The 26,290-nt window shown below is 61.3% G+C and carries 22 protein-coding genes; 19 read left to right on the top strand and 3 right to left on the bottom strand.

Annotated features, from left to right (window positions below; genetic code table 11):
- The first annotated feature begins 4 nt into the window (after positions 1-4).
- From BFN67_RS21300 to BFN67_RS21240, 13 genes are all read left to right on the top strand, one after another.
- Complete coding sequence (locus tag BFN67_RS21300; RefSeq protein WP_080921452.1) at positions 5-829, top strand: carbohydrate ABC transporter permease; 825 nt, start codon at positions 5-7, stop codon at positions 827-829.
- 28 nt (positions 830-857) lie between these two features.
- Entirely contained in the window at positions 858-1,856 is a 999-nt protein-coding gene (locus tag BFN67_RS21295; protein ID WP_080921451.1) for an ABC transporter ATP-binding protein, read from the top strand.
- 2 nt (positions 1,857-1,858) lie between these two features.
- Positions 1,859-2,629, top strand: coding sequence for an L-iditol 2-dehydrogenase (locus BFN67_RS21290; RefSeq protein ID WP_080921450.1), 771 nt, complete (start codon positions 1,859-1,861; stop codon positions 2,627-2,629).
- Positions 2,630-2,694: 65 nt separating this feature from the next.
- Positions 2,695-4,173 (top strand): mannitol dehydrogenase family protein, encoded by a 1,479-nt coding sequence (locus tag BFN67_RS21285; RefSeq protein WP_080921449.1) that lies wholly within the window; start codon positions 2,695-2,697, stop codon positions 4,171-4,173.
- 87 nt (positions 4,174-4,260) lie between these two features.
- Positions 4,261-5,847, top strand: a complete 1,587-nt coding sequence (locus BFN67_RS21280) for an FGGY-family carbohydrate kinase (RefSeq protein WP_080921448.1) — start codon at positions 4,261-4,263, stop codon at positions 5,845-5,847.
- 167 nt (positions 5,848-6,014) lie between these two features.
- Positions 6,015-7,418 carry an MATE family efflux transporter gene (locus tag BFN67_RS21275; RefSeq protein WP_080921447.1) on the top strand — a complete coding sequence of 468 codons (1,404 nt, stop codon included), beginning with the start codon at positions 6,015-6,017 and terminating at the stop codon, positions 7,416-7,418.
- 117 nt (positions 7,419-7,535) lie between these two features.
- Positions 7,536-8,840, top strand: coding sequence for a nicotinate phosphoribosyltransferase (pncB, locus tag BFN67_RS21270; protein WP_080921446.1), 1,305 nt, complete (start codon positions 7,536-7,538; stop codon positions 8,838-8,840).
- A gap of 166 nt (positions 8,841-9,006) precedes the next feature.
- A complete protein-coding gene (locus BFN67_RS21265) occupies positions 9,007-10,395 on the top strand; it encodes a hypothetical protein (protein WP_080921484.1) in 1,389 nt (462 codons plus the stop codon).
- 166 nt (positions 10,396-10,561) lie between these two features.
- Positions 10,562-11,866, top strand: coding sequence for an ABC transporter substrate-binding protein (locus BFN67_RS21260; protein ID WP_080921445.1), 1,305 nt, complete (start codon positions 10,562-10,564; stop codon positions 11,864-11,866).
- 55 nt (positions 11,867-11,921) lie between these two features.
- Positions 11,922-12,803, top strand: a complete 882-nt coding sequence (locus tag BFN67_RS21255; protein ID WP_080921444.1) for a branched-chain amino acid ABC transporter permease — start codon at positions 11,922-11,924, stop codon at positions 12,801-12,803.
- Positions 12,800-13,762 (top strand): branched-chain amino acid ABC transporter permease, encoded by a 963-nt coding sequence (locus BFN67_RS21250; RefSeq protein WP_080921443.1) that lies wholly within the window; start codon positions 12,800-12,802, stop codon positions 13,760-13,762. Before BFN67_RS21255 ends, BFN67_RS21250 begins: the two co-directional genes overlap by 4 nt.
- The gene (locus BFN67_RS21245) at positions 13,759-14,487 is read left to right on the top strand and encodes an ABC transporter ATP-binding protein (protein ID WP_080921483.1); all 729 of its coding nucleotides are present in this window, start codon (positions 13,759-13,761) and stop codon (positions 14,485-14,487) included. The genes BFN67_RS21250 and BFN67_RS21245 overlap by 4 nt, the downstream gene beginning before the upstream one ends.
- Positions 14,480-15,187 carry an ABC transporter ATP-binding protein gene (locus BFN67_RS21240; RefSeq protein ID WP_080921442.1) on the top strand — a complete coding sequence of 236 codons (708 nt, stop codon included), beginning with the start codon at positions 14,480-14,482 and terminating at the stop codon, positions 15,185-15,187. Before BFN67_RS21245 ends, BFN67_RS21240 begins: the two co-directional genes overlap by 8 nt.
- 3 nt (positions 15,188-15,190) lie before the next feature.
- On the opposite strand, the gene BFN67_RS21235 is transcribed toward BFN67_RS21240, so the two are convergent.
- Both BFN67_RS21235 and pncA read right to left on the bottom strand, forming a co-directional pair.
- Positions 15,191-16,618 (bottom strand): sodium:proton antiporter, encoded by a 1,428-nt coding sequence (locus BFN67_RS21235; protein ID WP_080921441.1) that lies wholly within the window; start codon positions 16,616-16,618, stop codon positions 15,191-15,193.
- Positions 16,619-16,685: 67 nt separating this feature from the next.
- Positions 16,686-17,285 carry a bifunctional nicotinamidase/pyrazinamidase gene (pncA, locus tag BFN67_RS21230; RefSeq protein ID WP_080921482.1) on the bottom strand — a complete coding sequence of 200 codons (600 nt, stop codon included), beginning with the start codon at positions 17,283-17,285 and terminating at the stop codon, positions 16,686-16,688.
- Positions 17,286-17,515: 230 nt separating this feature from the next.
- Between pncA and BFN67_RS21225 the strand changes: the two genes are divergently transcribed.
- The 6 genes from BFN67_RS21225 to BFN67_RS21200 are packed head-to-tail and all read left to right on the top strand — an operon-like array spanning position 17,516 to position 24,595.
- Positions 17,516-18,376, top strand: a complete 861-nt coding sequence (locus BFN67_RS21225; protein ID WP_080921440.1) for an FAD binding domain-containing protein — start codon at positions 17,516-17,518, stop codon at positions 18,374-18,376.
- A complete protein-coding gene (locus BFN67_RS21220; protein WP_080921439.1) occupies positions 18,373-21,129 on the top strand; it encodes a molybdopterin-dependent oxidoreductase in 2,757 nt (918 codons plus the stop codon). Before BFN67_RS21225 ends, BFN67_RS21220 begins: the two co-directional genes overlap by 4 nt.
- Positions 21,126-22,655 carry a 6-hydroxynicotinate reductase gene (locus BFN67_RS21215; protein WP_080921438.1) on the top strand — a complete coding sequence of 510 codons (1,530 nt, stop codon included), beginning with the start codon at positions 21,126-21,128 and terminating at the stop codon, positions 22,653-22,655. The genes BFN67_RS21220 and BFN67_RS21215 overlap by 4 nt, the downstream gene beginning before the upstream one ends.
- Entirely contained in the window at positions 22,652-23,563 is a 912-nt protein-coding gene (locus BFN67_RS21210; protein WP_080921437.1) for a UPF0280 family protein, read from the top strand. Before BFN67_RS21215 ends, BFN67_RS21210 begins: the two co-directional genes overlap by 4 nt.
- Positions 23,556-24,140, top strand: a complete 585-nt coding sequence (locus BFN67_RS21205) for an amino acid synthesis family protein (RefSeq protein ID WP_080921436.1) — start codon at positions 23,556-23,558, stop codon at positions 24,138-24,140. Before BFN67_RS21210 ends, BFN67_RS21205 begins: the two co-directional genes overlap by 8 nt.
- Positions 24,137-24,595 carry a MarR family winged helix-turn-helix transcriptional regulator gene (locus tag BFN67_RS21200; RefSeq protein WP_080921435.1) on the top strand — a complete coding sequence of 153 codons (459 nt, stop codon included), beginning with the start codon at positions 24,137-24,139 and terminating at the stop codon, positions 24,593-24,595. Before BFN67_RS21205 ends, BFN67_RS21200 begins: the two co-directional genes overlap by 4 nt.
- Positions 24,596-24,613: 18 nt before the next feature.
- Here the strand turns inward: BFN67_RS21200 and BFN67_RS21195 are convergent, their stop codons facing one another.
- Entirely contained in the window at positions 24,614-26,290 is a 1,677-nt protein-coding gene (locus tag BFN67_RS21195; protein ID WP_080921434.1) for a hydantoinase B/oxoprolinase family protein, read from the bottom strand.

The raw sequence follows: 26,290 nt of genomic DNA, 5'->3' as shown, positions 1-26,290 counted from the left end.
CGTCATGGCCCGCGCAGTCTCGACCCGCACCAAGATCGGCTGGACAATTGCCGCCTGGATCGTCGCCCTGCTGATCTTCTTTCCGATCCTTTATACGATCATCACGTCATTCAAGACCGAGCCGGAGGCGATCTCCGGCTTCAGCCTGATTCCTTCGGGCACGCTGGAAAGCTACTGGGAAGTGCAGTCGCGCTATAATTATTTCCAGCCGTTCATGAACTCCGTGATCATATCGGTCGGGTCGACTGTGCTGGCGCTGCTTGTCGGCATTCCCGCCGCGTGGTCGATGGCGTTTTCGCCGGGTCGCTTCACCAAGGACATCCTGATGTGGATGCTCTCCACCAAGATGATGCCGGCGGTGGCGGTGTTGGTGCCGATCTATCTGCTGTTCCGCGATTGGGGCCTGCTCGACAGCCGCATCGGTCTCACCGTGATGCTGATGCTCATCAACCTGCCGATCGTGGTGTGGATGCTTTACACCTATTTCCGCGAGATTCCGGGCGAGATTCTGGAAGCCGCCCGCATGGACGGCGCAACATTGTGGGGCGAGATCGTCTATGTGCTGACGCCGATGGCGGTGCCCGGCATCGCCTCGACGCTGTTGCTGAACATTATCCTGGCCTGGAACGAGTCCTTCTGGACGATCCGGCTGACCACCGTAAACGCCGCGCCGCTGACGGCTTTCATCACCTCCTTCTCCAGCCCGCAGGGCCTTTTCTGGGCAAAGCTTTCGGCGGCGTCGACGCTGGCGATCGCCCCCATTCTCATCATGGGCTGGTTCTCGCAACGCCAACTCGTGCGCGGCCTGACTTTCGGCGCGGTGAAATAGGTCCGGCCCGGCAACTTAGGAAAAGACCATGGGAAACATCACGCTCAGCAATGTCTCCAAGGCCTTCGGCACGACGGTCATCATTCCCAACATCGATCTTGCCATCGAGGATGGCGAGTTCGTCGTCTTTGTCGGCCCTTCGGGTTGCGGCAAGTCCACGCTGCTGCGCCTGATCGCCGGACTGGAAGACGTCAGCGGCGGCACGATCTCAATTGACGGGCGCGACGTTACCAATGAGGCGCCGGCCAGGCGCAAGCTCGCCATGGTGTTTCAATCCTATGCGCTCTACCCGCATATGACGGTGGCGAAGAACATCGCCTTTCCGCTCAAGATGGCCGGCGAGAGCAAGGAGGTCATCGACAAGAAGGTGGCCGATGCCGCCCGCGTCCTCAATCTCAGCAATTACCTCGAAAGACGGCCCGGCCAGCTTTCCGGTGGCCAGCGCCAGCGTGTTGCCATCGGACGTGCCATCGTGCGTCAGCCCACGGCCTTCCTGTTCGATGAGCCGCTTTCCAATCTGGATGCCGCGCTTCGCGGCACCATGCGGCTGGAGATTTCCGAACTGCACCAGCAATTGAAGACGACGATGATCTACGTCACCCACGACCAGATCGAGGCCATGACCATGGCCGACAAGATCGTCGTGCTCAACGCCGGCAATATCGAGCAGGTCGGCTCGCCGATGGAGCTCTATCTGAAGCCGGCGAACCTGTTCGTGGCCGGCTTCATCGGCTCACCGACAATGAACCTGATCAAGGGCGAACCGGCAGCGAAACTGGGCGCCGCCACGGTTGGTATTCGCCCTGAGCATCTGAAACTCTCGACGAGCGAAGGCGAGTGGAAGGCCAAGGTCAATGTTGCTGAGCATCTCGGCTCCGACACGATCCTGCATGTGCAGTCCGAAATTGCCGGCGCGATGACCGTGCGGGCGGATGGCGGCGCCGATATCCACCATGGCAACACCGTTTATCTCACGCCCGATCCGTCGAGGCTGCATCGTTTCGACAAGGATGGGAAAGCACTCTGATAATGCGTCTTGCAGGTAAATCGGCGCTCATTACCGGCTCCGCGCGCGGCATTGGCCGCGCTTTTGCGGAGGCTTATGCGCGCGAAGGCGCCACGGTCGCGATCGCCGATATCAACATTGAGGCCGCGCGGGCGACGGCGGTGGAGATCGGCGCGGCGGCTTACGCCGTCGAACTCGACGTCACCGACCAGACGTCCATCGACGCGGCGGTCCGCTCGGTCGAGGAAAAGACCGATGGGCTCGACATTCTCATCAACAATGCTGCCCTCTTCGATGCGGCGCCCATCGTGGAAATTCCGAGGGCAGGCTACGAGCGTCTGTTCTCGGTCAATGTCGCCGGCACGCTGTTCATGCTGCAGGCGGCCGCCCGCTCGATGATCCGCCGGGGTAAAGGGGGCAGGATCATCAACATGGCTAGCCAGGCGGGGCGGCGCGGCGAGCCCTTGGTTGCGGTCTATTGCGCGACCAAGGCCGCCGTCATTTCTATCACCCAGTCGGCGGGGCTCGATCTCATCAAGCATCGCATCAACGTCAATGCCATTGCGCCGGGCGTGGTCGATGGCGAGCACTGGGACGGCGTCGATGCGCTTTTTGCGAAATACGAGAACCGGCCGCGTGGCGAAAAGAAGAAACTGGTCGGCGAGGGCGTGCCTTACGGGCGCATGGGCCGCGCCGAGGACCTGACGGGCATGGCGGTGTTCCTCGCCAGCAGCGAGGCCGAATACATCGTTGCCCAGACCTACAATGTTGATGGCGGCCAGTGGATGAGCTGAATCTCGTGTTTTCACGATGGGACAGGGCGTCGCCGGACAATGGATGAATGAAAGGCTGAAACGCCATGACTACGAAACTTTCGCTTGCGGCTCTCTCCAGCCTGCCGGCCAATGTCGCTTATCCCCGCTATGAACGTGGCGCGCTGACGCCTGGCATCCTGCATTTCGGCGTCGGCAATTTTCATCGCGCCCACCAGGCGGTTTATCTCGACGATCTGTTCAATGCAGGGCTTGGACACGATTGGGCATTGGTCGGCGCGGGCGTCTTTGACGGCGAAAAGGCAGGTCGCGACAAGCTCGCGCAACAGGACTGGCTGACCACGATCGTCGAGCAGGACGAAGAGAAACGCAGCGCGCGCGTCACCGGGTCGATGATCGACTTCGTAGCGCCGGCAGACGCCTCGGCGATCATCGCTCGGCTCGCCGATCCCGCGATCCGCATTGTCTCGATGACGATTACCGAAGGCGGGTATTTCATCGATCCGGCTTCGGGCGTCTTTGACCCGAAACATCCGCATATCGCTGCCGACGCGGGCAATCCCGCCGGTCCGAAAACCGTGTTCGGCCTTATCCTTGCCGGCCTTGTGCGCCGCCGCGCAGCCGGCATCAAGCCGTTCACCGTCATGTCTTGTGATAACATTCCCCATAATGGCCGCGTCACCGCCGATGGCGTCATCGGCCTGGCAAGCCTCATCGACCCCGATCTGGCCGCCTGGGTCCGCGATCATGTCGCGTTCCCCAATTCCATGGTCGACCGCATCACGCCGGCTACCAGCGATCGCGAGCGGGCGATCCTGGCCGACGAGTTCGGCGTGGACGATGCCTGGCCGGTCTTTTGTGAACCGTTCCGTCAATGGGTGCTGGAGGACCGTTTTACCGATGGCCGCCCGCCGCTGGAAAAGGTCGGCGTGCAGTTCGTGCCGGACGTTTCGCCCTATGAAGTGATGAAGATCCGCATCCTGAATGGCGGCCATGCGGCGATCGCCTATCCGGCCGGGCTGATGGACATTCACTTCGTCCATGAGGCGATGCAGGAACCGTTGGTGCGCGGCTTCCTCGACAAGATCGAGCATGACGAGATCATTCCCGAAGTGCCGCCGGTGCCCGATACCGATCTTGAAGATTATTACCGTCTCATCGACAAGCGTTTCGCCAACCCGCGCATCGGCGACACGGTGCGCCGGCTTTGCCTCGACGGTTCGAATCGCCAGCCCAAATTCATCATTCCGACGATTGCCGATCGCCTGAAAGGCGGGCGCCCGGTCCAGGGACTGGCTTTGGAATCGGCGCTCTGGTGTCGCTACTGTTTTGGCGAGACCGATTCGGGCGCGGTAATCGAGCCGAACGACCCGAATTGGGACCGCATGCAGGCAACCGCCGTCGCTGCCAGGGACAATCCGTCGGCCTGGCTCACCATGGATGATATCTACGGCGATGTCGGGCGCTCTCAGGTGTTCGCCAAAGCCTTCGCCCATGCGTTGAAAACGCTGTGGGCACATGGTGCCCGCGAGACCTTGACTCGCTATCTGGCCGGCCGCCTCTAACCATATCGCGCCGGCTTGCGCCGCCCCGATCGCTGTCTATAGTCGCGCCGTCGTTGTGTCGCAGCATCGGAAGCGAGAGAAGGCAAATTGGCAAGCGGAGTCGTTTGTGCGGTCGATGTCGGTTCGGGAAGTGCGCGCGCCGGAATCCTGGACGCCAACGGACACTTGCTTGGCAGGGGCGAACACCCGATCCGGATGAACAGGCCAAGACCTGGCTATGCCGAGCATGATTCGCAGGACATCTGGCATGCCGTGGGTGCGGCCGTGCGGGCCGCGCGCGAGACTGCGGGTATGGCCGCCGGCGATGTCGTCGGTATCGCTTTCGATGCCACTTGCTCTCTGGTGGTGCGAGACCGGGAGGGCAACCAGCTTAGCGTTTCGACGGATAGCGACCGGCACTGGGACACAATGGTCTGGCTCGATCATCGCGCCATCGAAGAAGCTGATGAATGCACTGCCACCGGCCACGCTGTCCTCAATTCCATCGGGGGCGTTATGTCGCCGGAGATGCAGACGCCGAAACTGATGTGGCTGAAACGCCATTTGCCGCAAAGCTGGGCCAGGGCCGGTTATCTGTTCGACCTTGCCGATTTTCTCACCTGGAAGGCTTGCGGGTCTCTGGGGCGCTCGCAATGCACGCTGACCGCCAAATGGACCTATCTGGCACATGAGGAAGAGCCTTGGCGCCGAGATTTTTTCGAACAGTTAGGTCTCGGCGATCTATTTGATCATGGCAGCCTGCCGGAAAAGGCAAGTCCGGCCGGCGCCGGACTCGGATGTTTGACGGCAGAGGCAGCAGCGGCGCTTGGTCTCACTGAAAACTGCCGGGTTGGTGCGAGCCTCATCGATGCTTTTGCCGGTGCGCTCGGCGTGCTTGGCGGTTTTGCCTCAAACAGCGACCAGATCGGGCGGCATGTCGCGCTCGTTGCCGGCACGTCCAGTTGCATCATGGCGATATCTCCCGAGCCGCGGCCTTTCGCTGGCGCATGGGGCCCCTATTTCGGTGCAGCGCTCCCCGGTCTGTGGGTGTCGGAAGGTGGTCAGTCCGCTACCGGGGCGCTGCTCGATCACGTCATTCGCAGCCACAGCGCCGGTGGCGAGCCGGATGCCCTTATGCATGACCGGATCGGTTCCCGCATTGCGGAATTGCGAGCCGTCGAGGGGTTCGAATTGGCCGGCCGCCTGCATGTGCTGCCGGATTTTCACGGTAATCGCGCGCCTTTCGCCGATCCGCATGCATTGGGTGTCATTAGCGGATTGGCGTTGGACTCCTCATTCGATTCTCTGTGCCGGCTCTATTGGCGCACGGCCGTCGCCATCGCGCTCGGCGTGCGCCATATTCTCGATACCCTGAACGGAAATGACCACATGATCGACACATTGCATGTGGCAGGCGGCCATGCCCGCAACCCGCTGCTGATGGAGCTTTATGCCGACGTTCTTGATTGTACGGTGATCGAGCCATCGGCGGGTGACGCGATGCTCGCCGGGACCGGCATGGTGGCCGCTGCCGCCGCCAATGTCCATGCCAACCTCGAAGCCGCATGTGTGGCGATGCGGCAGAAGGGACATGTGCGAAGGCCAGATCCCGCCGCGGCCGGCCGCTTCGATCGCGACTATCGCATTTTTCTCGAAATGCATCGACAGCGAAGGGCTCTCGAAGTAATCCAGTAGGGCGGTGGTCGCTATCCATTCTTTCCGTTTGTGTGGCCTCTTGCCAATCAGCTTCATCTCAAGCACAAATCCGTTCATGGATGCGCTAGCCCGGCATGCCCGGTAGTGTGGCTGATTTGGCGGCTTCCGGCTTTTCGCCGACGTGCCGTAACCTGAAAGAATGACCGATGACCGCGATCGAGTCCGGCGTGCGTGCGCCGGGATTTCTCTGGCGCTCCGAAATCAAGGCGACTGTCGTGCTTGCCTTGCCGATGGTTTTGACGAATCTCGGCCAGACGGCCATGACGGCCACCGACGTCATGATGATGGGCCGCCTTGGCCCCGATGCGCTTGCCGCCGGCGCGCTCGGCGCCAATCTTTACTTCATGCTGATGATCTTTGGTCTCGGCCTGATATTGGCCACGTCGCCAATGATGGCGACGGAGCTCGGCCGCAAGCCCTATTCGGTGCGTGACATCCGCCGCACCGTGCGGCAGGGTCTGTGGCTGTCTGTCTTCATCGCCATTCCGATCTGGCTGCTCTTGTGGAACGGTGAGGCAATTCTGCTCGTCATGGGGCAGGAGCCGGCGCTGGCGAGTCAAGCGGGCATCTACCTGCGCACGCTGCAATGGGCAGTCCTGCCGTTCTATGGCTATATCGTGCTTCGTACTTTCATTTCGACGCTGGAGAGGCCGGGCTGGGCGCTGGTCATCGTGTTTTTGGGCGTTGCCTTGAATGCGCTGGGAAACTGGGTCTTCATGTTCGGCAATCTCGGCATGCCCGCTTACGGCATTGCCGGATCGGGCATGGCCACCACCTTCTCTTCCACCTTCCTGTTCGTCGGCATGGTTGCGGTGGTGTTGTTGGAGCCGAAATTCCGCCGTTACCGGCTGTTCGGCCGCTTCTGGCGCTCCGACTGGCCTCGTTTTGCCGGCCTCATGCGGCTCGGCTTGCCGATCGCAGGCATACTGGCGTTCGAAGTCACCATCTTCAATATATCGGCTCTGCTGATGGGGTTGATCGGCCCGGATTCGCTCGCGGCGCACGCCATCGCCATCCAGATCGCTTCCATCACCTTCATGGTGCCGCTTGGTCTCAATCAGGCTGTGACGGTACGTGTCGGGCTCGCGCACGGAGCCGGGGATCCGCAAGGGGTCAGCCGTGCGGGCTGGACGGCCTATGTCATCGGCATCGGCTTCATGGCCTTGATGGGGCTGATGATGATTGCGGCACCTCATCTTTTGCTGCGGGCTTTCATCGACGTGCACGACCCCGCCAATGCCCCGGTCATCTCGCTTGCCGTCACTTTTCTTGCATTTGCGGCATTGTTTCAGATTTTCGACGGTGCCCAGGCGGTATCTTCCGGAATGCTGCGCGGCCTGCATGACACCAGGGTGCCGATGATCTATGCGGCGATCGGCTATTGGGGTGTCGGCCTGCCGCTGGGCGTGCTGCTGGCTTTCCATTTCGGTTTCGCCGGCGCCGGCATCTGGGCCGGGCTCTCCGCAGGATTGGCAGTGGTCGCTCTGCTGCTTTTGCTGCGCTGGCTACGCCGGGACCGGCTTGCGCCGCCACTGAGCTTCGATCATTGAATAAAGCCGCTGATTTTTTCTCTGGCCATCTTGCGAAGCGGGAGGCGCTTAAACGCAATCGGTGCTAAGAGGCGTGCCGCGGGTTTGCAGCACCGAGCAATAAAGGCGAAAGCACCCATGCCTAAGACGGACATCGCACGGCGCGTTTACAACCACACCTGGAAGCTCGATCCGATTATCCGCAGCCTGCTGGATACGGATTTCTACAAGCTTTTGATGCTGCAGATGATATGGGGGCTTTACCCGAAGGTCGATGCCACCTTCTCGCTCATCAATCGCGCGACCACGGTTCGTCTCGCCGACGAACTCGACGAGCAGGAACTGCGCGAGCAGCTCGATCATGCGCGCACGCTGCGCTTTTCCAAGAAGGAGATGATCTGGCTGGGCGGCAACAATTTCTATGGCCGCAAGCAGATATTCGAGCCGGAATTTCTCGCCTGGCTGGAGGATTTCCGCCTGCCGGAATACGAGCTTTCAAGGCGGGACGGCCAGTTCGAACTGACCTTCCATGGACCGTGGATGTACACGACCATGTGGGAAATCCCGGCGCTCGCCATCATCAACGAATTGCGTTCGCGTTCGGCTCTGAAAGCTTTCGGCCCCTTCGCGCTCGATGTGCTTTATGCGCGCGCCAAGGCCAGGATGTGGGCCAAGACCGAACGATTGAAGAAACTGCCGGGCATCCTCATTTCCGACTTCGGCACCCGCCGCCGCCATTCCTTCCTTTGGCAGCGTTGGTGCGTCGAAGCGCTGAAGGAGGGCATCGGAGAAGCCTTCACCGGCACGTCCAACGTGCTTCTCGCCATGGACAGCGACCTGGAGGCGCTCGGCACCAACGCGCATGAATTGCCCATGGTGCTGGCGGCGCTTGCCGATAGTGACGAAGCACTGCGCCAGGCCCCGTATCGAGTGCTTGAGGATTGGCAGCGCTATTATGGCGGCAATCTGCTGATCGTCCTGCCGGATGCGTTCGGTACAGCCGCCTTCCTGCGCGATGCGCCGGACTGGGTGGCCGACTGGACCGGTTTTCGTCCCGACAGCGCTCCGCCGATCGAAGGCGGCGAGCGGATTCTTTCCTGGTGGCGCGAGAAGGGCAAGGACCCGAAAAAGAAACTGCTGATCTTCTCCGACGGGCTGGAGGTCGATACGATTATCGAGACCTACCGCCATTTCGAGGGCAAGGTCCGCATGTCCTTCGGTTGGGGTACCAACCTTACCAATGATTTCGAAGATTGCGCGCCGACGCCGACGGGAGGTCTGGACGCCATATCGCTGGTCTGCAAGGTTTCCGAGGCGAATGGCCGACCAGCAGTCAAGCTGTCCGACAATCCCGCCAAGGCGACAGGCGATCCACGCGAGATCGCGCGTTATCTCAAGATCTTCGGCGGGAAGGGGCGTGTGGAGCAACTGGTCAAGGTGTGAGGCGGATTTGCCGGGGAGCGGCCCGGCCGGAACGGATTGCAGCGCGGGTGGGGAGAATTGAGACGTGCCTGAGAATTGCCTGTCTTTATTGTCATCTGCCGGTCGGCCGGAACGGTTAGAGAAGGGACACGGGTTTTCACAGGCAGGGCGACAGGCCGCGACGCTTATTCTCGGCGGCCTTGCTGCGATCCTCTCTCCTGTCGCCGCCTTTGCCCATGCTTCGGATCGCGGCCATGTGCTGCTTTTGCCTACCGGCTACTATGTTGTCGGCGGCGCGGCGGCGGTGGCGGTTTCATTTCTGGTCCTGGCTCTGTTGCCTGACGATTTTATCGAACGCTATTGGCATCGCCGCCTGCCGTTGTTCCGTTTCGGACAAAGACTGCGGCCGGTAATCAGCCTTTTCTCGCTGGTCATCTTCGCTGTTCTTCTTGCCGCCGGCATATGGGGCAGCCGCGATCCGCTGTCCAACCCGCTGCCACTGACGATCTGGACGCTGCTTTGGGTAGGGCTGGCCCTGCTGCATGCCTTGCTCGGCAATCTCTGGACATGGCTCAATCCCTGGTACGGGCTTTGTCGTGTGGTCGCCCGTTTCAGCGGGCGATCCGCAAACGCGCCGCTGATTCGCCTGCCGGCGTGGATAGGCAACTGGCCAGCCTGTCTGCTGTTTTTTGCCTTTGCCTGGTTCGAGTTGATCTATCCGGCGCCGGACGACCCTGCCCGGCTGGCGGCGGCGGCCGGCCTCTATTGGCTATTCACATTCGCGGCGATGCTGGTCTTCGGCTATGCGCAATGGAGCCGGCGCGGCGAATTTCTCTCCGTCTTTTTCGCCATGGTGGCACGTTTTTCAATCATAGACCGCAGTGAAAGCGGGCGGCTGCTTCTGTGCTGGCCCGGCGTCAGATTGCTCGACGCCGAGCCTTTACGGCCAAGCGGGATCGCCTTCGTCCTGCTTGCCCTGTCATCGGTGTCGTTCGATGGTCTGGCGCGGACCTTCTTCTGGCTGGGGCTGAACGGCATCAATCCGCTGGAATTTCCGGGTCGAACCGCAGTGATGGGAATAGGCACCGTAGGGCTTGCCGGAATGTTCGTGCTGTTGACCGGTATATTCTTGGCAGCGGTGTTTCTCGGTCACCGGCTGGCCGACGGTCGAACCAGGTTGAGTCAGGCTGCCGGCCTGCTGGTCTGGTCGATCGTGCCAATCGCACTTGCGTATCATTTTGCCCATTACCTGACGGCTTTTCTGGTCGGTGGCCAATATGCGCTGGTTGCCTTATCCGATCCCTACGCGCTTGGCTGGAACCTGCTCGGCACGGCACACTGGCATGTCGAGGCGGGCATCGTCGCCGGCGCCCAATCGGCCTGGGTGCTATGGAATTTCCAGGCCGGCGCAATCATCGTCGGGCATGTGCTGGCGGTTCTGATCGCCCACGGTCTGGCCTTTCGGTTGCACGGCGACACGCGTCACGCGACCTCCAGCCAATTGCCGCTTACCGTTCTGATGATCCTCTATACGGTCTTCGGCCTGTGGCTTCTGGCAACACCGTCCGCGGGATGAGCTCGCGGCTTGTTACCCGCCGCGACGGCGCGGCCGGTCGGAAAGCTGGCTTGTCAGTTCCGGCCTTTGATGATTTAGTTTGTACACATGCGATTTTTCCTGTCCTTCCGGGAGCCGAATTCGACATTCAACCGTTGGTCCATAATTGAAAATCAGGGGAACCTCAGTGACTGACAGCAAGGGAATTCTTATACCCACCAAGGTGCCGATCACGCGCCGCAACGCTCTTAAGGGATTGGCTGCTGCAGGCGGCCTTATCGCGGCCCCCGGCTTCGTGCGCTATGCGCAGGCTGAAAGTTCGTCACCGATCAGGATTGGCTTCCAGTCGCATCGTACCGGCATCGGCGCCGCCTATGGCCGCTGGTATGAGCGCACCACAAGTGCCGCCATCAAGGCGATCAACGCGGCGGGCGGCATCAACGGGCGGCCGGTGGAAGTCATCATAGAGGATGACGGCACGGATGCGGGACGCGGCGCTGAAGTGGTCGCCAAATTCGCCAAGCAGCACAAGACCGATATCGTTTATGGAACATTATTCTCCAATGTCGTGATCGGCTCGGCGCCGACGGCGGGCGAACTGAAAATCCCTTATTATGTGGTCAGCGAGGGCTACCATGTCGCTTCCGGCAAGCTGAATCGCTGGTGCTTGCAGCCCGGCATTACCGATGTGCGCGCGCAGGTAACATCCGTTGCGCCGTGGGTTGCCGCCAATCTCGGCAAGAAGATCACCATGGTCTTCCCCGATTACGCATTCGGCTACGATCATCGCGACTACCTGCCGCCAGCGCTCGAGAAGGCCGGTGCTGAGGTGGTGGCCAAGATCGCCATTCCGCCGACGGAATCCTCCTTCACCAAATATTTTCCGCAGATCCCGTCTGAAACCGAGGTCATCTATCATGTCATGGTTGGCCCGGCCGTGCTGACCTTCGTCAAGGAACTCGGCGAGTTCTACGGCTCCAATGGGCCAAAGCTGTTCGGCTTTATCGACTCGCTTGAAGCCGTCGATATCAACAGTCCCGGCCTGGAATACATCGACGGCAGCCATTTCTGGGAAGGCTCGCCTCGTTATTCCCAGCCCAACGACACGGATGCCGAAAAAGCCTATCGCGCCGCTGTCGGCATCGACGACAATGGCGCTTCGGTCGATGATCCGAAGGACGTTTCGACGGCAGCGCATATGTTCGGCTGCTGGGAGACGCTTTACGTCATCAAGCAGGCTATGGAAGATGCCGGCTACAAGGGGCCGCAGGATCGCGCCAAACTGGTCGAGGCGACCGAGGCCCTGACGAAGTTCGCCGAGGGGCCGGAGCATCCGCAAGGCCCCAAGATATTCAACGGCAAAATCCATCAGGTCTTCGGTATCCAGAACATCTCCAAGCTGGAAGGCGGACGGCTCAACGTGGTGCACAAGACGGCCATCGAGGACGGTATGTACGAGCCCGAGGCTGACTATACGACCATGCCGCTTTAGCCGATTTCGCCTCGGCCTCGCGCGTTTTCCACTCGGCCCCTGTCAAGGACTGTGAATGGCCTTCGGACCGCATCTCCTGCTGGCCACTCTTGAAGGCCTGGTCAGCGCTGCCGTTCTGTCGTTGACCGCGCTCGGTCTTTCGCTGGTGTTCGGTGTCATGCGCATCGTCAATGTCGCGCATGGCGAGTTTTTCATGCTGGGCGCGGTTCTGGCCTGGGCCATCGCTTCGACCCTTGGAGGGCACCCTGCACTTGGCTTTTTTGCCGCTCTGGTGCTGTCGCCGCTGATTGTCGGCGCGATAGCCTGGGCGTCAGAGCGGCTGGTGCTGAGCCGGCTGAATTATGATCCCGAAGCCACCATCGTCGCCACGATCGGCCTGCTTTACATCATCCAGCAACTGGCGCTGACCTTTTACGGGCCGGAGGCGAGGCCTGTGGCTCCGCCCTTCAGTTACCGCCTGTCGCTGCCCTGGTTCGGCTATTCCGCCTATAAATTGTCGGTCGTTGCCGCAGCCATCGTCCTGCTTCTATCGGTCTGGCTCGTGCTCACGCGCACGAAGATCGGCCTTGTCATGCGCGCCACGCAATATGATCGCGAAACCGCGCAGGCCTTCGCCATTCCAGTAGAGCGCGTCTATGCCGGTGTCTTTGCGCTGGGCGCCATGCTGGCCGCCATCGCTGCCGTTCTGATCGTGCCGATCAGCCAGGCACACTATCTCATGGGACAGGATCCGTTGCTGCTGTCGTTCATCGTCGTCATCATCGGCGGCCTTGGTTCGCTGCGCGGAACGCTGGTTGCGGCCCTGCTCATCGGCCTTTCGGATGGCATCGTCTCGATGTTCTTTTCTCCCACGCTCGCGAAGATGATCGCCACGCTGCTCGTCGCCATGGTGCTGGTCTTCCGCCCGCAAGGCCTGTTCGGAGCTACGCAACGATGAGGGATATTGCGCCGGCAAGGTTCTACGCCTTGCACCTGGCGGTGATCGCAGTGCTGTTTGCGCTCAATTTCCTTTTGCCGGCCTATCATCATGGCCTGATGGCGCGCATTCTGGTGCTGGCTGTCTTCGCCATGGGCTACAACATGCTGTTCGGCTATGCCGGGCTGCTTTCGCTTGGCCATTCCATGTTCTTTGCCGCTGGCCTCTACGGTGCCGGGTTGGCGGTCGTCCATCTGGGTTGGGGCGCGCCGCCGGCCTTTGCCGCCGGTCTCGCCTGTGGTGCGGTGCTCTCGCTGGTCATCGGCCTGTTGTCGCTGCGTACCAGCGGTGTCGCCTTCATGATCGTAACCATGATGTTTGCGCAGGTTTTCTATCTCGCCATCCTCTATTTCGCGCCCTGGACGGGTGGCGATCAGGGGCTGGTGGTGCCGCGGCAGGCGCGTGTCCTGACGATTGGCGACCAGCCCTTCGATCTGGCCGATCCACAAGTCCGGTATCTCACGGCGCTTGCCCTGTTTGCGGCAGTGCTTCTCGCCTGCCTTGCCCTTGTGCGCTCGCGCTACGGCCGCGTGCTGGTCGCCATTCGCGAGAACGAGGAACGCACGACAATGCTCGGTTACGACACTTTTTCCAACAAATTGGCCGCCGTGGTCGTTTCCGGCACCATCTGTGCGGCGGCGGGTGCCGCCTATGCGCTGCTGTTCGGCTATGTCGGATCGAACTTCGCCGGCGTGCAATATTCGATCCTGCCGCTTTTGTGGGTTTTGGTGGGCGGTGCGGCGACAACGCTCGGGCCGCTTCTCGGCACGCTCACCATGTATTATGTCATCGATGTCGCTTCAGGTTACACCACCGCTTATCTTCTGGTCGTTGGTGTCGTGCTGATCCTGCTTGTGCTGTTTTTCCCGAAGGGCATTCTAGGCTCAGTGCGCCAACGATGGCTGGGGTGGCTGCCATGAAGCCGCTTCTGACCACTTCTGGCTTGTCTCGACGCTTTGGCGGTTTACGCGCGGTCGATGACGTCGATTTCACGCTGATGCCCGGCGAAATACGTGGGATTATTGGCCCCAATGGCGCCGGAAAAACCACTTTCGTCAGCCTTCTGTGTGGCCGCATCCTGCCGTCCACCGGGACGGTAATGTTCGATGGTGCCGATATCACCGGCCTGCCTGCTTTTCGCCGCGTGCGGAGAGGTATTGCCTATACGTTCCAGATCACCAGCGTTTTTGCCAAGCTGTCGGCTTATGACAATGTCGCGCTGCCGGTGCAGCGGCGACTGTCGGACAGCCGCTCAACCGCATCGATCCGTTCGGGCGTCATGGGGGCGCTTGAACGCACCGGCTTGGCCGACCGCGCATCAATGCCGGCCGGCGAACTCGCCTATGGCCATCAGCGCCTGCTCGAAGTGGCGATGGGCCTGGCTCTGAAGCCGCGCCTGTTGATCCTCGATGAGCCGACGCAGGGTTTGTCTGACGGTGAGATCGAGAATTTCATCGACCTCGTGCGCGACATCGCCCGCGATGCCACGGTGCTCATCATCGAGCACAACATGCCCGTCGTCATGCAGCTTGCCGGCCGCATTACCGTGTTCGATGCCGGTCGCATCCTTGCCGAAGGCACGCCCCACGAAATCCGCGCCGACCTTCGTGTGCAGGATGCTTATCTCGGAACACAGCATGGCTGATGCGCTGACCATATCCGGGCTGGATTGCTACTATGGCGAGGTGCAGGTGCTGCGCGGGCTGGATCTCTCGCTGTGCGAAGGCGAAGTGTTGTGTCTGCTTGGCCGCAACGGAGCAGGCAAGACGACGACGCTGAAGGCGATCATGGGCCTGATGCGCGCGCGCGCCGGGTCGATCCGCCTCGGCGACACGGAACTCACCCGTCTGCCTGCGCATGAGGTGCCGAAGGCCGGCATCGCCTATGTGCCGCAAGGGCGGCGGCTGTTTGCCGAGATGACGGTGGCCGAAAACATCGAGATCGGCCTGAATGCGCGAAACAAGGGTGGCTCCGTCCGCGAACGTGTGCTCGACCTTTTTCCGCGCCTGCGCGAGCGGTTGAAGCAGCGCTCCGGGACACTTTCAGGCGGCGAGCAGCAGATGCTGGCGATGGCTCGCGCGCTCTGCCTGGAACCCAAGGTATTGTTGCTCGACGAACCGACCGAGGGACTGATGCCATCGATGATCACAAAAATCCGAGAAACGGTGGCCGGGCTTAGCGCGATGGGCGTGTCGACCATTCTGGTCGAGCAGCGCGTCGATGCTGTGCTGCCGGTGGCCAATCGCGTCGCCTTCATTGAGAACGGCCGCAATCGCGAGACCGTTTCCGTCGAGGCGCTCCGCGCCGATCCATCGGCGGTCAACCGCTATGTTGGCGTCGGCTGATTCTCAAAAGAAGATCAGGCTCGACACGATGAAGGTAGGGATCAGCACCAGGCCGGACCACAGCATATAGCCGAAGAAACTCGGCATGTTCACGCCGCGCCGCTTGGCGATGGCATAGACCATGAAATTGGGCGCATTGCCGATATAAGTGTTGGCCCCCATGAACACGGCACCTGCCGAGATCGCAGCCAGCGTGCTGGCGAAAGTGGTCATCAGGTGCTGCGCGTCGCCACCGGCCATCTCGAAGAAAACGAGATAGGTGGGGGCATTGTCGAGGAACGACGACAGGACGCCGGTGAGCCAGAAATAGGCGAGATCGTTGGGCTCCCCGCCCGGCAATGACACCAGCGCCACCAGCGGCGAAAGCGCGCCGTCATGCCCGGCTTTCAGGATTGCCACCACCGGTACGATGCAAATGAAGATGGCGGCGAACAGTTTGGCCACTTCGGCGATCGGTCCCCATTCGAAGCCGTTGGCCTCCCGGTATTCCTTGCGCGACACGACAAGCGAGATCAGCGCCAGTGCGACAATGATGACGTCGCGCACGATGTTCTGCAGTTCAACCGCAACGCCCTGGATGGTGAAGACGACATCCGGCTTCCACGCGGCAGACATCAGGATGGCGCCGATGACGCCGGCCAGTAGTGGAAGATTGGCAAGGCCGCGCAACCGCACTTTCGAATCGGGTGTCGGGTCCTTGATCTTTGGGGCGCCGCCCTCTCGGCGATGCAGGATGATGTCGATGACAAGGAAGACGCCGAGCACCACGCCACCGACGAACAGCGTGTCGGGCAGGATGTGGACCGTCGTCCAGAAGAAATCGACGCCACGCAGGAAGCCGACGAACAGTGGTGGATCGCCAAGCGGGGTCAGTGAACCGCCGATATTGGAGACGAGAAAGATGAAGAAGATGACGACATGCGCATTGAACGGCCGGTTGTCGTTGGCGCGGATGATCGGCCGGATGAGGATCATCGAAGCGCCGGTCGTGCCGATGACCGATGCAAGGATGGCGCCGATCAAAAGCAGGCCGGCGTTGACCGTCGGCGTGCCGTGGATATTGCCGGCGATCAGGATGCCGCCCGAAATCGTAAACAGCGCAAACAAGAGGATGATGAAAGAAATATATTCCAGCAGGATGGCATGCAGAACAGCTTCCGTCGCCGTTGGAATGCCGAAACCCATCACCAGCGGGATAACGGTCAGCGCGCCCCACAGCGCGGCAATCTTGCCATAGTGGTTTTCCCAGAAATGATGAAAAAGCAATGGGCCGGTGGCAATGGAAAGCAGCAGGCCGGCGAAGGGCAAGGCCCACCACAGCGACATGGTCGCGCCGGGTAGCCCATGCGCCTCGGCGGCTAATGCGGGGCCGCCGAAGAGGATGGCGGCGGCGAGAACTGCGCAAGCCGTCGTCATTTTCCAGAGGCGCATCGGGTTCCCTCGAATTTGTGCTGCGCTGTTCAAGCGCCTGTTGGCTTAGACAGTCAGCAGGCCGATGCTATACGAGTGTCACACCGGCGGTGCGCATCTGGCCGAGCATTGTGTCGAGCGACCCGTTGAGATCGATGCCGCGACAGGCATCGAGCCGCACCGTCGCGGCAAAACCCTGCCGAACCGCGTCAAGGGCCGAATAAGCGACGCAGAAATCCGTGGCAAGGCCAGCAAGCGTGATTGCGACAATACCGCGCTCTCGAAGATAGCCGGCAAGCCCTGTCGGTGTTCTATGGTCGTTTTCGAAAAAGGCGGAATAGCTGTCGATTGTCGGCCTGAATCCCTTGCGAATGACGAGTTCGGCCTTGGTCCAGGCAAGCCCGGAATGAAAGTCCGAGCCGATGCTGCCCTGAATGCAATGATCCGGCCACAGCGTCTGTTCGCCATAGGGCATCGTCATCGACTCAAATGGCTTCTTGTCCGGATGGCTGGAAGCGAAACTGGAATGGCTGGCTGGGTGCCAATCCTGTGTCAGGATGACGTGCTCGGCATTGCGGATCAGATCGTTGACCAGCGGCACGATTTCATCGCCACCTTCGACGGCCAATGTTCCACCGGGGCAGAAATCGTTTTGCAAATCGATGACGACGAGCGCTTCCTCTGCCAAAAATGCCTCCATCGCGTCAAGACAGGGACGATGCCGATACCCTGAAAAGGGCATGGCGGCAGACCCTTGACCAGATGGTGCGTCGCGTCAACCATCGATGCCATCGTCGACGCTGGCTTTGACAATCCGTCGCCGCTTGATATCATTTGCATACGAATGAATTTTGACCGGCATACGTGCCGCCCGGGCTTGGGAACGGCCTTTGGAGGATCCCTGTTGGGGAGGATGGCGTGACCCGTTACGCAAAGCCTGCCACGCTTGATGAGGCGCTTGCGCTTCTCGGCAGCGATGCGTGGCGGATTCTCGCCGGTGGAACCGATTTTTACCCCGCGCTTGGTGCGAAACCATTGCGTGAGAACATCCTTGATCTAAATGGCATTCCCGGCTTGCGCGACATCGTGGAAATGCAAGACCATTGGCGGATTGGCGCGCGCGCGACATGGAGCGACGTCCTGCGCTTCCCCTTGCCGCGTGCTTTCGATGCATTGAAGCAGGCAGCGCGGGAAGTCGGGTCCGTGCAGATTCAGAATGTCGCCTCGCTTGCCGGCAATCTGTGCAACGCATCGCCCGCGGCCGATGGTGTCCCAGCTTTGCTGGTGCTGGATGCCGAGGTGGAAATCCGTTCAGTGGCCGCCACACGCGTTCTGCCGCTACGCGATTTCATCCTTGGCAATCGCCGCACGGCTCTTGCGGCCGGGGAAATGGTGACAGCGATCCGTGTGCCGAAGAGATCCGTTGCCGGGACATCTTCCTTCGTCAAGCTCGGCGCGCGTCGCTATCTGGTTATCTCCATTGCGATGGCTGCCGCACGGCTTGTGATCGAGAACGACAGAGTGACCGATGCTTTGGTCGCGGTTGGCGCCTGCTCGGCGGTCGCCGTCCGGCTCGCCCATGTCGAAGCGGGTCTATGCGGGCGGGCGGTCGATATTGCGCTTGCCGACGTCGTGCGCTCCGCTTCGTTTGATGAGCTTGCTCCAATCGACGATGTGCGCGGCACCGCGAAATATCGGCACGACGCGGCACGTGAGATCGTCGCTCGCGCCGTGCTCGGCTCGGCGGGCATTCGCCATGACGACAAGGCCGCAGCATGAGTATGGCACGCGTAGACATGGCCTTCGAGGTCAATGGCAAGTCGGTTTGCGTTACGGCATCGCCGGTCGGGCGTCTTTCGGCGGCGCTGCGTGATAATCTGCATCTGACCGGCATCAAAATCGGCTGTGATGCCGGCGACTGCGGCGCCTGCACCGTACTGGTCGATGGCGAGCCCGTTTGTGCCTGCCTGATGCCGGTCGCTTCGGTCGCGGGCAAATCGGTCTGTACGGTCGAGGGGCTTGCCAATGGTAGTCTTTCGGCGCTGCAAGCATCTTTTCTGGCGCATGGCGCCACACAATGCGGCATCTGCACCCCCGGCATGCTGCTGGCGGCTGCAGCCCTGCTGCAAAAAAATCCCACGCCATCGGAAGTGGAAGTCGCAGACGCACTCGGCGGTGTCCTTTGCCGCTGCACCGGCTATCGCAAGATCGTCGAAGCGGTGATTGCGCTGGCGCGTCCACACAGTTCCTGCGCGCCGCTCGACCCGCGCCTCCCCGAAGTCGGCCATGCAGTTGGAGCTTCGCCGGTTCGCCTGGACGGCATGCCGAAAATTCTCGGGACAGAGAAATTCGGCGGAGACAGCTTTCCGGAAGATGCGCTGTCCGTGCTCGTGGTCCGTTCACCGCATTATCATGCCCGGTTCAGCTTCGGAGATATTGACGGCTGGTTGAAACAGCACCGGGGCATCATCGCCGCTTTCACCGCTGCCGATATTCCCGGCGAGAATCGCTTTGGCGTCATCGCGCCTTTTGCCGACCAACCCGCTTTGGCCGAAGGTTTTGCGCGGTTTCGTGGCGAGGCGGTGGCCATTATCGCCGGTGAACCGGCGGCGATTGCCGATCTCGACCTTGAGGATTTTCCGATCGTCTGGACAGAACTGGCGCATGCCCTTCATCCGGGTGCGGCGCGGGCCGATGGCGCCCAACTTATCCACGACAACCGGCCAAAAAACCTTCTGATCAAGGGCTTTGTCGAAAAGGGCGAGCCGGATGCGGCATTGGCCGGCGCCGCATATGTCGTTTCACGAACGGTCGAAACGTCCTATGTCGAACATGCCTATATAGAGCCGGAGGCCGGTTTTGCCGCCTGGGACGGTGAGACGCTCACCATCGTCGCCTGTACGCAGGCACCCTATATGGACCGGGCCGACACGGCGAGGGTGCTGGGGTTGTCGCCGGAAAAGCTTCGCGTCGTGCCGACTGCGGTCGGTGGAGGCTTCGGTTCCAAACTCGATGTATCGTTGCAGCCGCTGATCGGCCTGGTGGCGATGAAGACTGGCCGGCCGGCAGCGCTTGCCTATACGCGGGCCGAGTCGATGATGTCCACGACGAAGCGTCATCCCGCTGCCATGACGGCGAGAATCGCTGCCGACCGGGATGGTTTCGTAACCGGAATGATCTTCGACGGCGATTTCAACACCGGCGCCTATGCAAGTTGGGGGCCGACCGTCGCCAACCGCGTGCCGGTACATGCCAGCGGCCCTTATGTCACACCGAATTATCGTGCCGAGGGCCGCGCCATCCACACCAATGGACCGATCGCGGGAGCCTTTCGCGGTTTCGGTGTGCCGCAGGCGACTATCTGCCAGGAAACGCTTTATGACGAACTGGCCGAGAGGATCGGCATGGACCGGCTCGAATTTCGCCTGAAAAACGCACTCCGTAACGGGAGCGAAACGGTGACCGGGCAGCGCCTAGAATGCGGCGTCGGTATTGTCGATTGCCTCGAGGCCCTGAAACCGCACTGGAATCGCGCCCTGGCGGAAGCCGAATGTTTCAACGCAAACAATGCATCGGTAATGAGGGGTGTCGGCCTGGCATCGTGCTGGTATGGCTGCGGCAATACCTCATTGCCCAATCCGTCCACGATCAAGGTTGGCATGTCTCCGGCTGGTGAGGTGGTACTGCATCAGGGCGCAGTCGATATTGGGCAGGGTTCGAACACGGTGATTGTGCAGATCTGCGCCGATGCGCTCGGCCTGCCGCTGGAAAAATTCCGATTGGTCGGCGCCGATACTGCGATCACGCCTGATGCCGGCAAGACCTCCGCCTCACGCCAGACCTTCGTGACCGGCAAAGCGGCGGAAAAGGCCGGCCGCGCCTTGCGCGAGACGATTCTGCGCTTTGCCAATGTTTCAAAAAAGGCCAGCCTGTATCTGGAGCCTGGTCAACTTGTCGTTCGTGAAGGCGACGCTGTACGCCGCATTGATCTTGCGGCGCTCCCCATTGATGCCGAAGGTTTTATCTTCCGCGCTCAAGAGACTTACGATCCGCCCACGAGCCCGCTGGACGAAAAAGGGCAGGGCAAGCCCTATGCCGTCTATGGCTACGGCGCGCAGATCGCGGAGTTGGAAGTCGATATGAAACTCGGCACGGTGAAACTTCTCAAGATCACAGCCGCGCATGATGTAGGTCGCGCCGTCAATCCGGCTCTCGCCGAGGGTCAGATCGAAGGCGGGATCGCGCAAGGCATCGGCATGGCGCTGATGGAGGAATATATCCCCGGCCGCACCGAGAACCTGCACGACTATCTCATCCCCACGGTCGGCGACGTGCCGCCGATCGAGACGATATTGATCGAGGTTCCGGACCCGGAAGGCCCCTTCGGCGCCAAGGGGCTTGGCGAGCATGTGCTGATCCCGACCGCTCCCGCGATCCTCAATGCCATTCGGCATGCCCCCGGCATCATGGTGGAGAAGGTTCCGGCGACGCCTTCGCGCATAATGGCGGCGATAAAGAAGGCCCGCTCATGAGCGAGCTTTCGGAGCGCTTCGAGACGCATGATCCCGGCGAAAAGAAAGTCGCGGAAAAGATCCGCTGCGATGCCTGCCCGGTCATGTGCTATATCGCGGAAGGGCGTACAGGCGCTTGCGACCGCTATGGCAATCAGGACGGCTGTATCGTGCGTTGTGATCCGCTGACCATTCTCGACCATGCAGCCGATAACGGTTCGGCACTGGTGCCTTTTGCCGCGCAGGGTGAGGAGTGGAGCGGCGAACTGGTCAATACCGGCCGGCGTTTCGTCTCGGCAATCGGTGCCGGAACCACCTATCCCGACTACAAGCCGGCGCCCTTCATCGTCAGCCAGGAGGTTGAAGGCGTCGATCTCGTCACCGTGGTGACGGAAGGCATTTTCTCCTATTGTGGCGTCAAGGTAAAGGTCGATACCGACCGCCATATCGGCGACGAAACTGCTATCGTGCGTGCCGAGGGCGAGGTGGTCGGTCACGTCACGACTGGCGAATATGGCTCGCAGATGCTGTCGTTGGGCGGTGTGCTTCACCTCACCGGCGGCTCGAAGGCGGAAGGACGTGCAACCTGCGATGCGTTGCTCAACCTGTGCAATCGCAAGCCGGTGGAGCTTGCCATTGACGGCGGCGAAACGGTGGTGGTGCAGGCAGGCCAACCGCCTGTCATCGGCGGCAAGACGGAGCAGCGCATGCGCGTCGGCTGCGGGTCGGCCACCATCGGCATGTTCGCCGCGCAATGGCGCGGGCTGGTGGACGAGGTCGTGGTGGTGGACGACCACATCACCGGGGTGGTTTCAGAGCATCAGGCCGGCAAGGTACTGGGCTGGGACGATACCGGTATCAAGATCATCGGCCGTCGCTCGACGCCCGGCCGTTATTTCAAGGTGTCGGAACCGGGGCTCGGCTGGGGCGGCACGACGATTTCCGATCCGCTTTCCATTCTCGGCGAATGGAACCCGAACAAAGGCGCTCGTGCTGGCCTCTCGCTGCTGATGGTGTCCACGACAGGTGAGCAGTTCGCCTATTTCGAGTTGGACGAGAATCTGAAGCCGGTCGAAAAGCCATTTCCGGCGCGGCTGAACAAATCGGTCGAACTGATCGAGGAGAATTGCGAACCGGCTTTGTGCACGGTGTTGTTTGTTGGCGGCGCTGGCGGCAGTTTGCGCGCTGGCGTTACTGAAAACCCTGTTAATCTCACCCGCTCGGTTCAGGGCCTCAAGACTTATGTCACGGTTGGCGGTGCACCAACCTATGTGTGGCCGGGCGGCGGCATAACACTGATGGTCGATGTCATGCGCGTGCCGCAAGGCGCGTTCGGTTATGTTCCCACACCGGCTCTCGTTGCGCCCATCGAGTTCACCATGCGCCGTGGCGATTATGTGCGGCTCGGCGGCTACGAATCCGAGATCCGCAGCGTCGAGGATGTGCTTGCGCGGGGCGGTGAATACCTCAATCCGCGCCGAATGGAGCCGGCGGAAAATATCTGGCCGCCGCTGGCGCAATTGCGACGGCCGGGGAGCACTCCATGACCGGACCACAGGCGCATTGGCTGGAAGATGGTAAGCGGCTCCACCTCAATCACGGGCCGATCGACCTGATCGTCCAGGCTTTTGGCGCACCGCAGGAACGCCAGGCTGCCTATCAGCAGGCGGTGGATCGGTTCAGGACTGTTCTGGACGAGCTCGTCGCGGAACTGCCGAAATTGCGATATCCGGCATCAGTCGTTCGACGCTCCTTTACCGGTCCCACGGCCCGGCGCATGGAAGTTGCGGTCGCGGCGCTGGCCAGCAACGCGTTCATCACGCCGATGGCCGCCGTTGCCGGGGCGGTTGCCGATGAGATTCTGGCCGCGATGGTCGCGGAGCGGAAGCTGGAGCGCGCCTATGTCAATAATGGCGGTGATACGGCCTTCTTTCTCGCTTCCGACCAGGCGATGCGGTTCGCCATTGCGGGAACCGGCCACGGCCTTTCTGATCGGATCGCTGTTCATGCGGCGGACCCGGTGCGTGGTGTCGCCACCAGCGGCTGGCGCGGTCGATCTTTTTCACTTGGTATCGCCGATGCGGTCACAGTGCTTGCCCATACCGGCGCGGCTGCCGATGCTGCTGCGACGCTAATTGCCAATGCGATCGATCTGCCCGGTCATCCGGCAGTCGCGCGTCGGCCGGCGCGTGACCTTGCACCCGATAGTGACCTTGGCGGCAGGCTCGTAACTACAGGTGTCAGTGTGTTGTCGCCGGTTGAGGTTGCCGCGGCGCTCGAACGAGGACTCCGTGTGGCGGAAAATTTTCGCCTGTGCGGCTTGATCCAAGCGGCTGCGATGTTTCTCTGCGGCAATGTCCGCTTGTGTGGACGCGTATTGAATGAAACGCCGGCGTTAACCCACATGCCTTCCCGTATTTCAAAACCCACTCTGGAAAGAACCAGTCATGCCTGAATTTCCTATTCGAAAGATCTCCGTGCTGGTCGAAGAGATATTCCATGAAGGTGGTCCGACAGCAAAAATGCCGCGACGCAGGGCAGCCGCGCTGGCGATTGTAAGCAATCCCTTTGCCGGCAAATATATTGAGGAGCTACAATCGGCAATGGAGGATTTGAAGCCGCTCGGCCTGCTGCTGACCGACCGGCTGATCGCTGCACTGGGGGGCGATGTGAAAACGATTGACGGCTATGGCAAAGGCGCCATTGTTGGAAGCGCAGGCGAGATCGAGCACGGGGCGTTATGGCATGTGCCGGGTGGTTACGCCATGCGCGAGCGGCTTGGCCAGGCCAAAGCAATCGTGCCTTCGGCGATGAAGGTAGGCGCTTTCGGTTCACGCCTTGATGTGCCGCTGGGCCATATCAATGCAGCCTATGTCCGCAGCCATTTCGACGCTTTCGAGGTCGGCCTGAGCGACGGCCCGCGAGCGGATGAAATCCTGTTCTGCCTGGCCATGAGTTGCGGCCCGCGCATCCACAGCCGCATGGGCGGCCTGGAGGAGAAGGATATCAAGGTCTGGGACGGGCAGCGGTGAGCAAGGAGGAGAACCTGCTGAAACTGGTCGAGGCCGACGACACGGCCGAAACCTATCATCTGCAGGATCAGATCGGCTTCGTGCTGCGCAAGGCGAATCAGCGCCATATCGCCATCTTTACCGCTCGTCTGGCCGACCTGACCCCGCCGCAGTTCGCGGCTCTTGCGAAGCTCCATGAAGGGGGCAAGACCGCGCAAAGCCAGCTTGGCGCCAGCATTGCGATGGATGCCGCGACCATCAAGGGCGTCATCGACCGGCTGAAGGCGCGAGGACTAGTCAGGCTTGGCAGGCACGAGATCGACCGGCGTCGTCTGATGGTCGATCTGACTGCCGAGGGCCGCACGATGATCGAAAACCTGATTCCGCTGGCGCGCGAAATCACCAGCGAGACACTGGCGCCGCTGACGGCGAAGGAAGCCGTCTCCCTGATGCGGCTGTTGACGAAGATCGCGTAACGCTTCGCGGGCGGGCGTTCAGCCGAACAATGCCTTTGCCTGCTCGGCCGTATAGTAGCCGAGTTCGACATCGCGGCGCACCGCATTGTGGTTCCGTTCGCGTGGGTCGCCATAGCCGCCGCCGCCCGGCGTCCCGACGCGCACACGGTCGCCGGCTTCCAGCGCAATGTCCTGTTCCTTGGAAAGATGCTGTGGCACATGCGCCTTACCGTCGCGGATCACCGTCACGGAATTGACGGCGCCGTCCATGCCGCCGAGCACGCCTTGCGGCCCGACCCGGCCATGGTCCATGACGAAGGAGGCGCGGGCCTCGCCGCGCAGCAGTTCGACCTCGTAGGCGAGGCCGAAGCCGCCGCGATGTTTCCCCGCTCCGCCTGATCCTTCGCGGAGCGCGTAATGCGTATAAAGCACGGGAAAAGCCTGTTCCATGATCTCGACCGGCGGCGACTTCGAGATGCCGATGGTCGAGCAGCCGTTGGATAGCCCATCCTGGGTGAAATTGCCGCCATAGCCGCCACCGGAAATCTGGTACATGACGTAATCGCGGCCGCGCGCCGGGTCGTGGCCTCCGAGCGCGAAATTTCCGCTGGAGCCGGCAGGGGCGGCGGTGACCTTTTCCGGCAATGCCTGCACCAGCGCGGCGAACACGGCTTCCGCGATGCGCTGTGACACCTCTGCCGCGCAGCCTGAAACGGGACGCGGATATTTCGCGTCCAGAAAGGTGCCTTCCGGCCTTTTCACCACCAGCGGCTCAAAAGCGCCGGCGCTGATCGGCACGTCGGGGAAAATGTGGCGCATGGCGAGATAGACCGATGACAGGGTCGTGGCCAGAACGCTGTTCATCGGCCCGGCGCAGGGTGGTGAAGACCCGGCGAAGTCGAAGATCAGAACATCGTCCTTCTTCTCCACCGCAAGCGCGATGGCAAGCGGCGCGTCCACCACGCCGTCGGAATCGACAAAGGCGGTCGAGCGATAGATGCCGTCTGCGATCAGCGCGATGTTGGCACGCATCTGGTCGGAGGCGCGATGGCGCAGTTCGGCAACCGCATCGAGAACCGTATCGTCACCGTAACGATCCAGGATTTCATTAAGGCGGTCCTGCCCGACCATCAGCGCCGCCGCCTGTGCCTTGATGTCGCCGATGCGCTGGTCGGCGACGCGGATATTGGACGAAATTATGGAATAGATTTCGAGATCGAGAACGCCCTGCTTGAACAGCTTGACCGGTGGCAGCCGCAATCCCTCCTGCTCGACGGCGGTGGCCGAGGCGGAAAAGCCGCCCGGCACCGCGCCGCCAGTGTCCGGCCAATGACCGGTGTTTGAGAGCCAGCAGAAGATTTTGCCGCCGCGATAAACCGGCATCAGGAAGCGCACATCCATCAGATGCGTGCCGCCGAGATAGGGGTCGTTGACGATATAGATGTCGCCCGGTTGTGGAGGCAGGCAGCGACCCTCGGCAATCATTTCGATGACGGTTTTGGTCGAATACTGCATGACGCCGACGAAGACGGGCAGGCCCTGATTGCCCTGGGCGATCAGCGAGCCGTCCACTGCCGAATAGATGCCGTCGGAGCGGTCATTGGCCTCGGCGATCACCGGCGAGAAGGCGGCGCGGGAAAAGGTCAGGTCCATCTCGTCGCAAGTCTGTTGAAGTGCGGCCTGGATGACGGAAAGGGTGATGGCGTCGAGCGACAT

It is taken from the genome of Manganibacter manganicus (assembly GCF_002075885.1).
GTDB classification, from domain to species: domain Bacteria; phylum Pseudomonadota; class Alphaproteobacteria; order Rhizobiales; family Rhizobiaceae; genus Mesorhizobium; species Mesorhizobium manganicum.
This window is presented reverse-complemented; position numbering and strand designations above follow the sequence as displayed.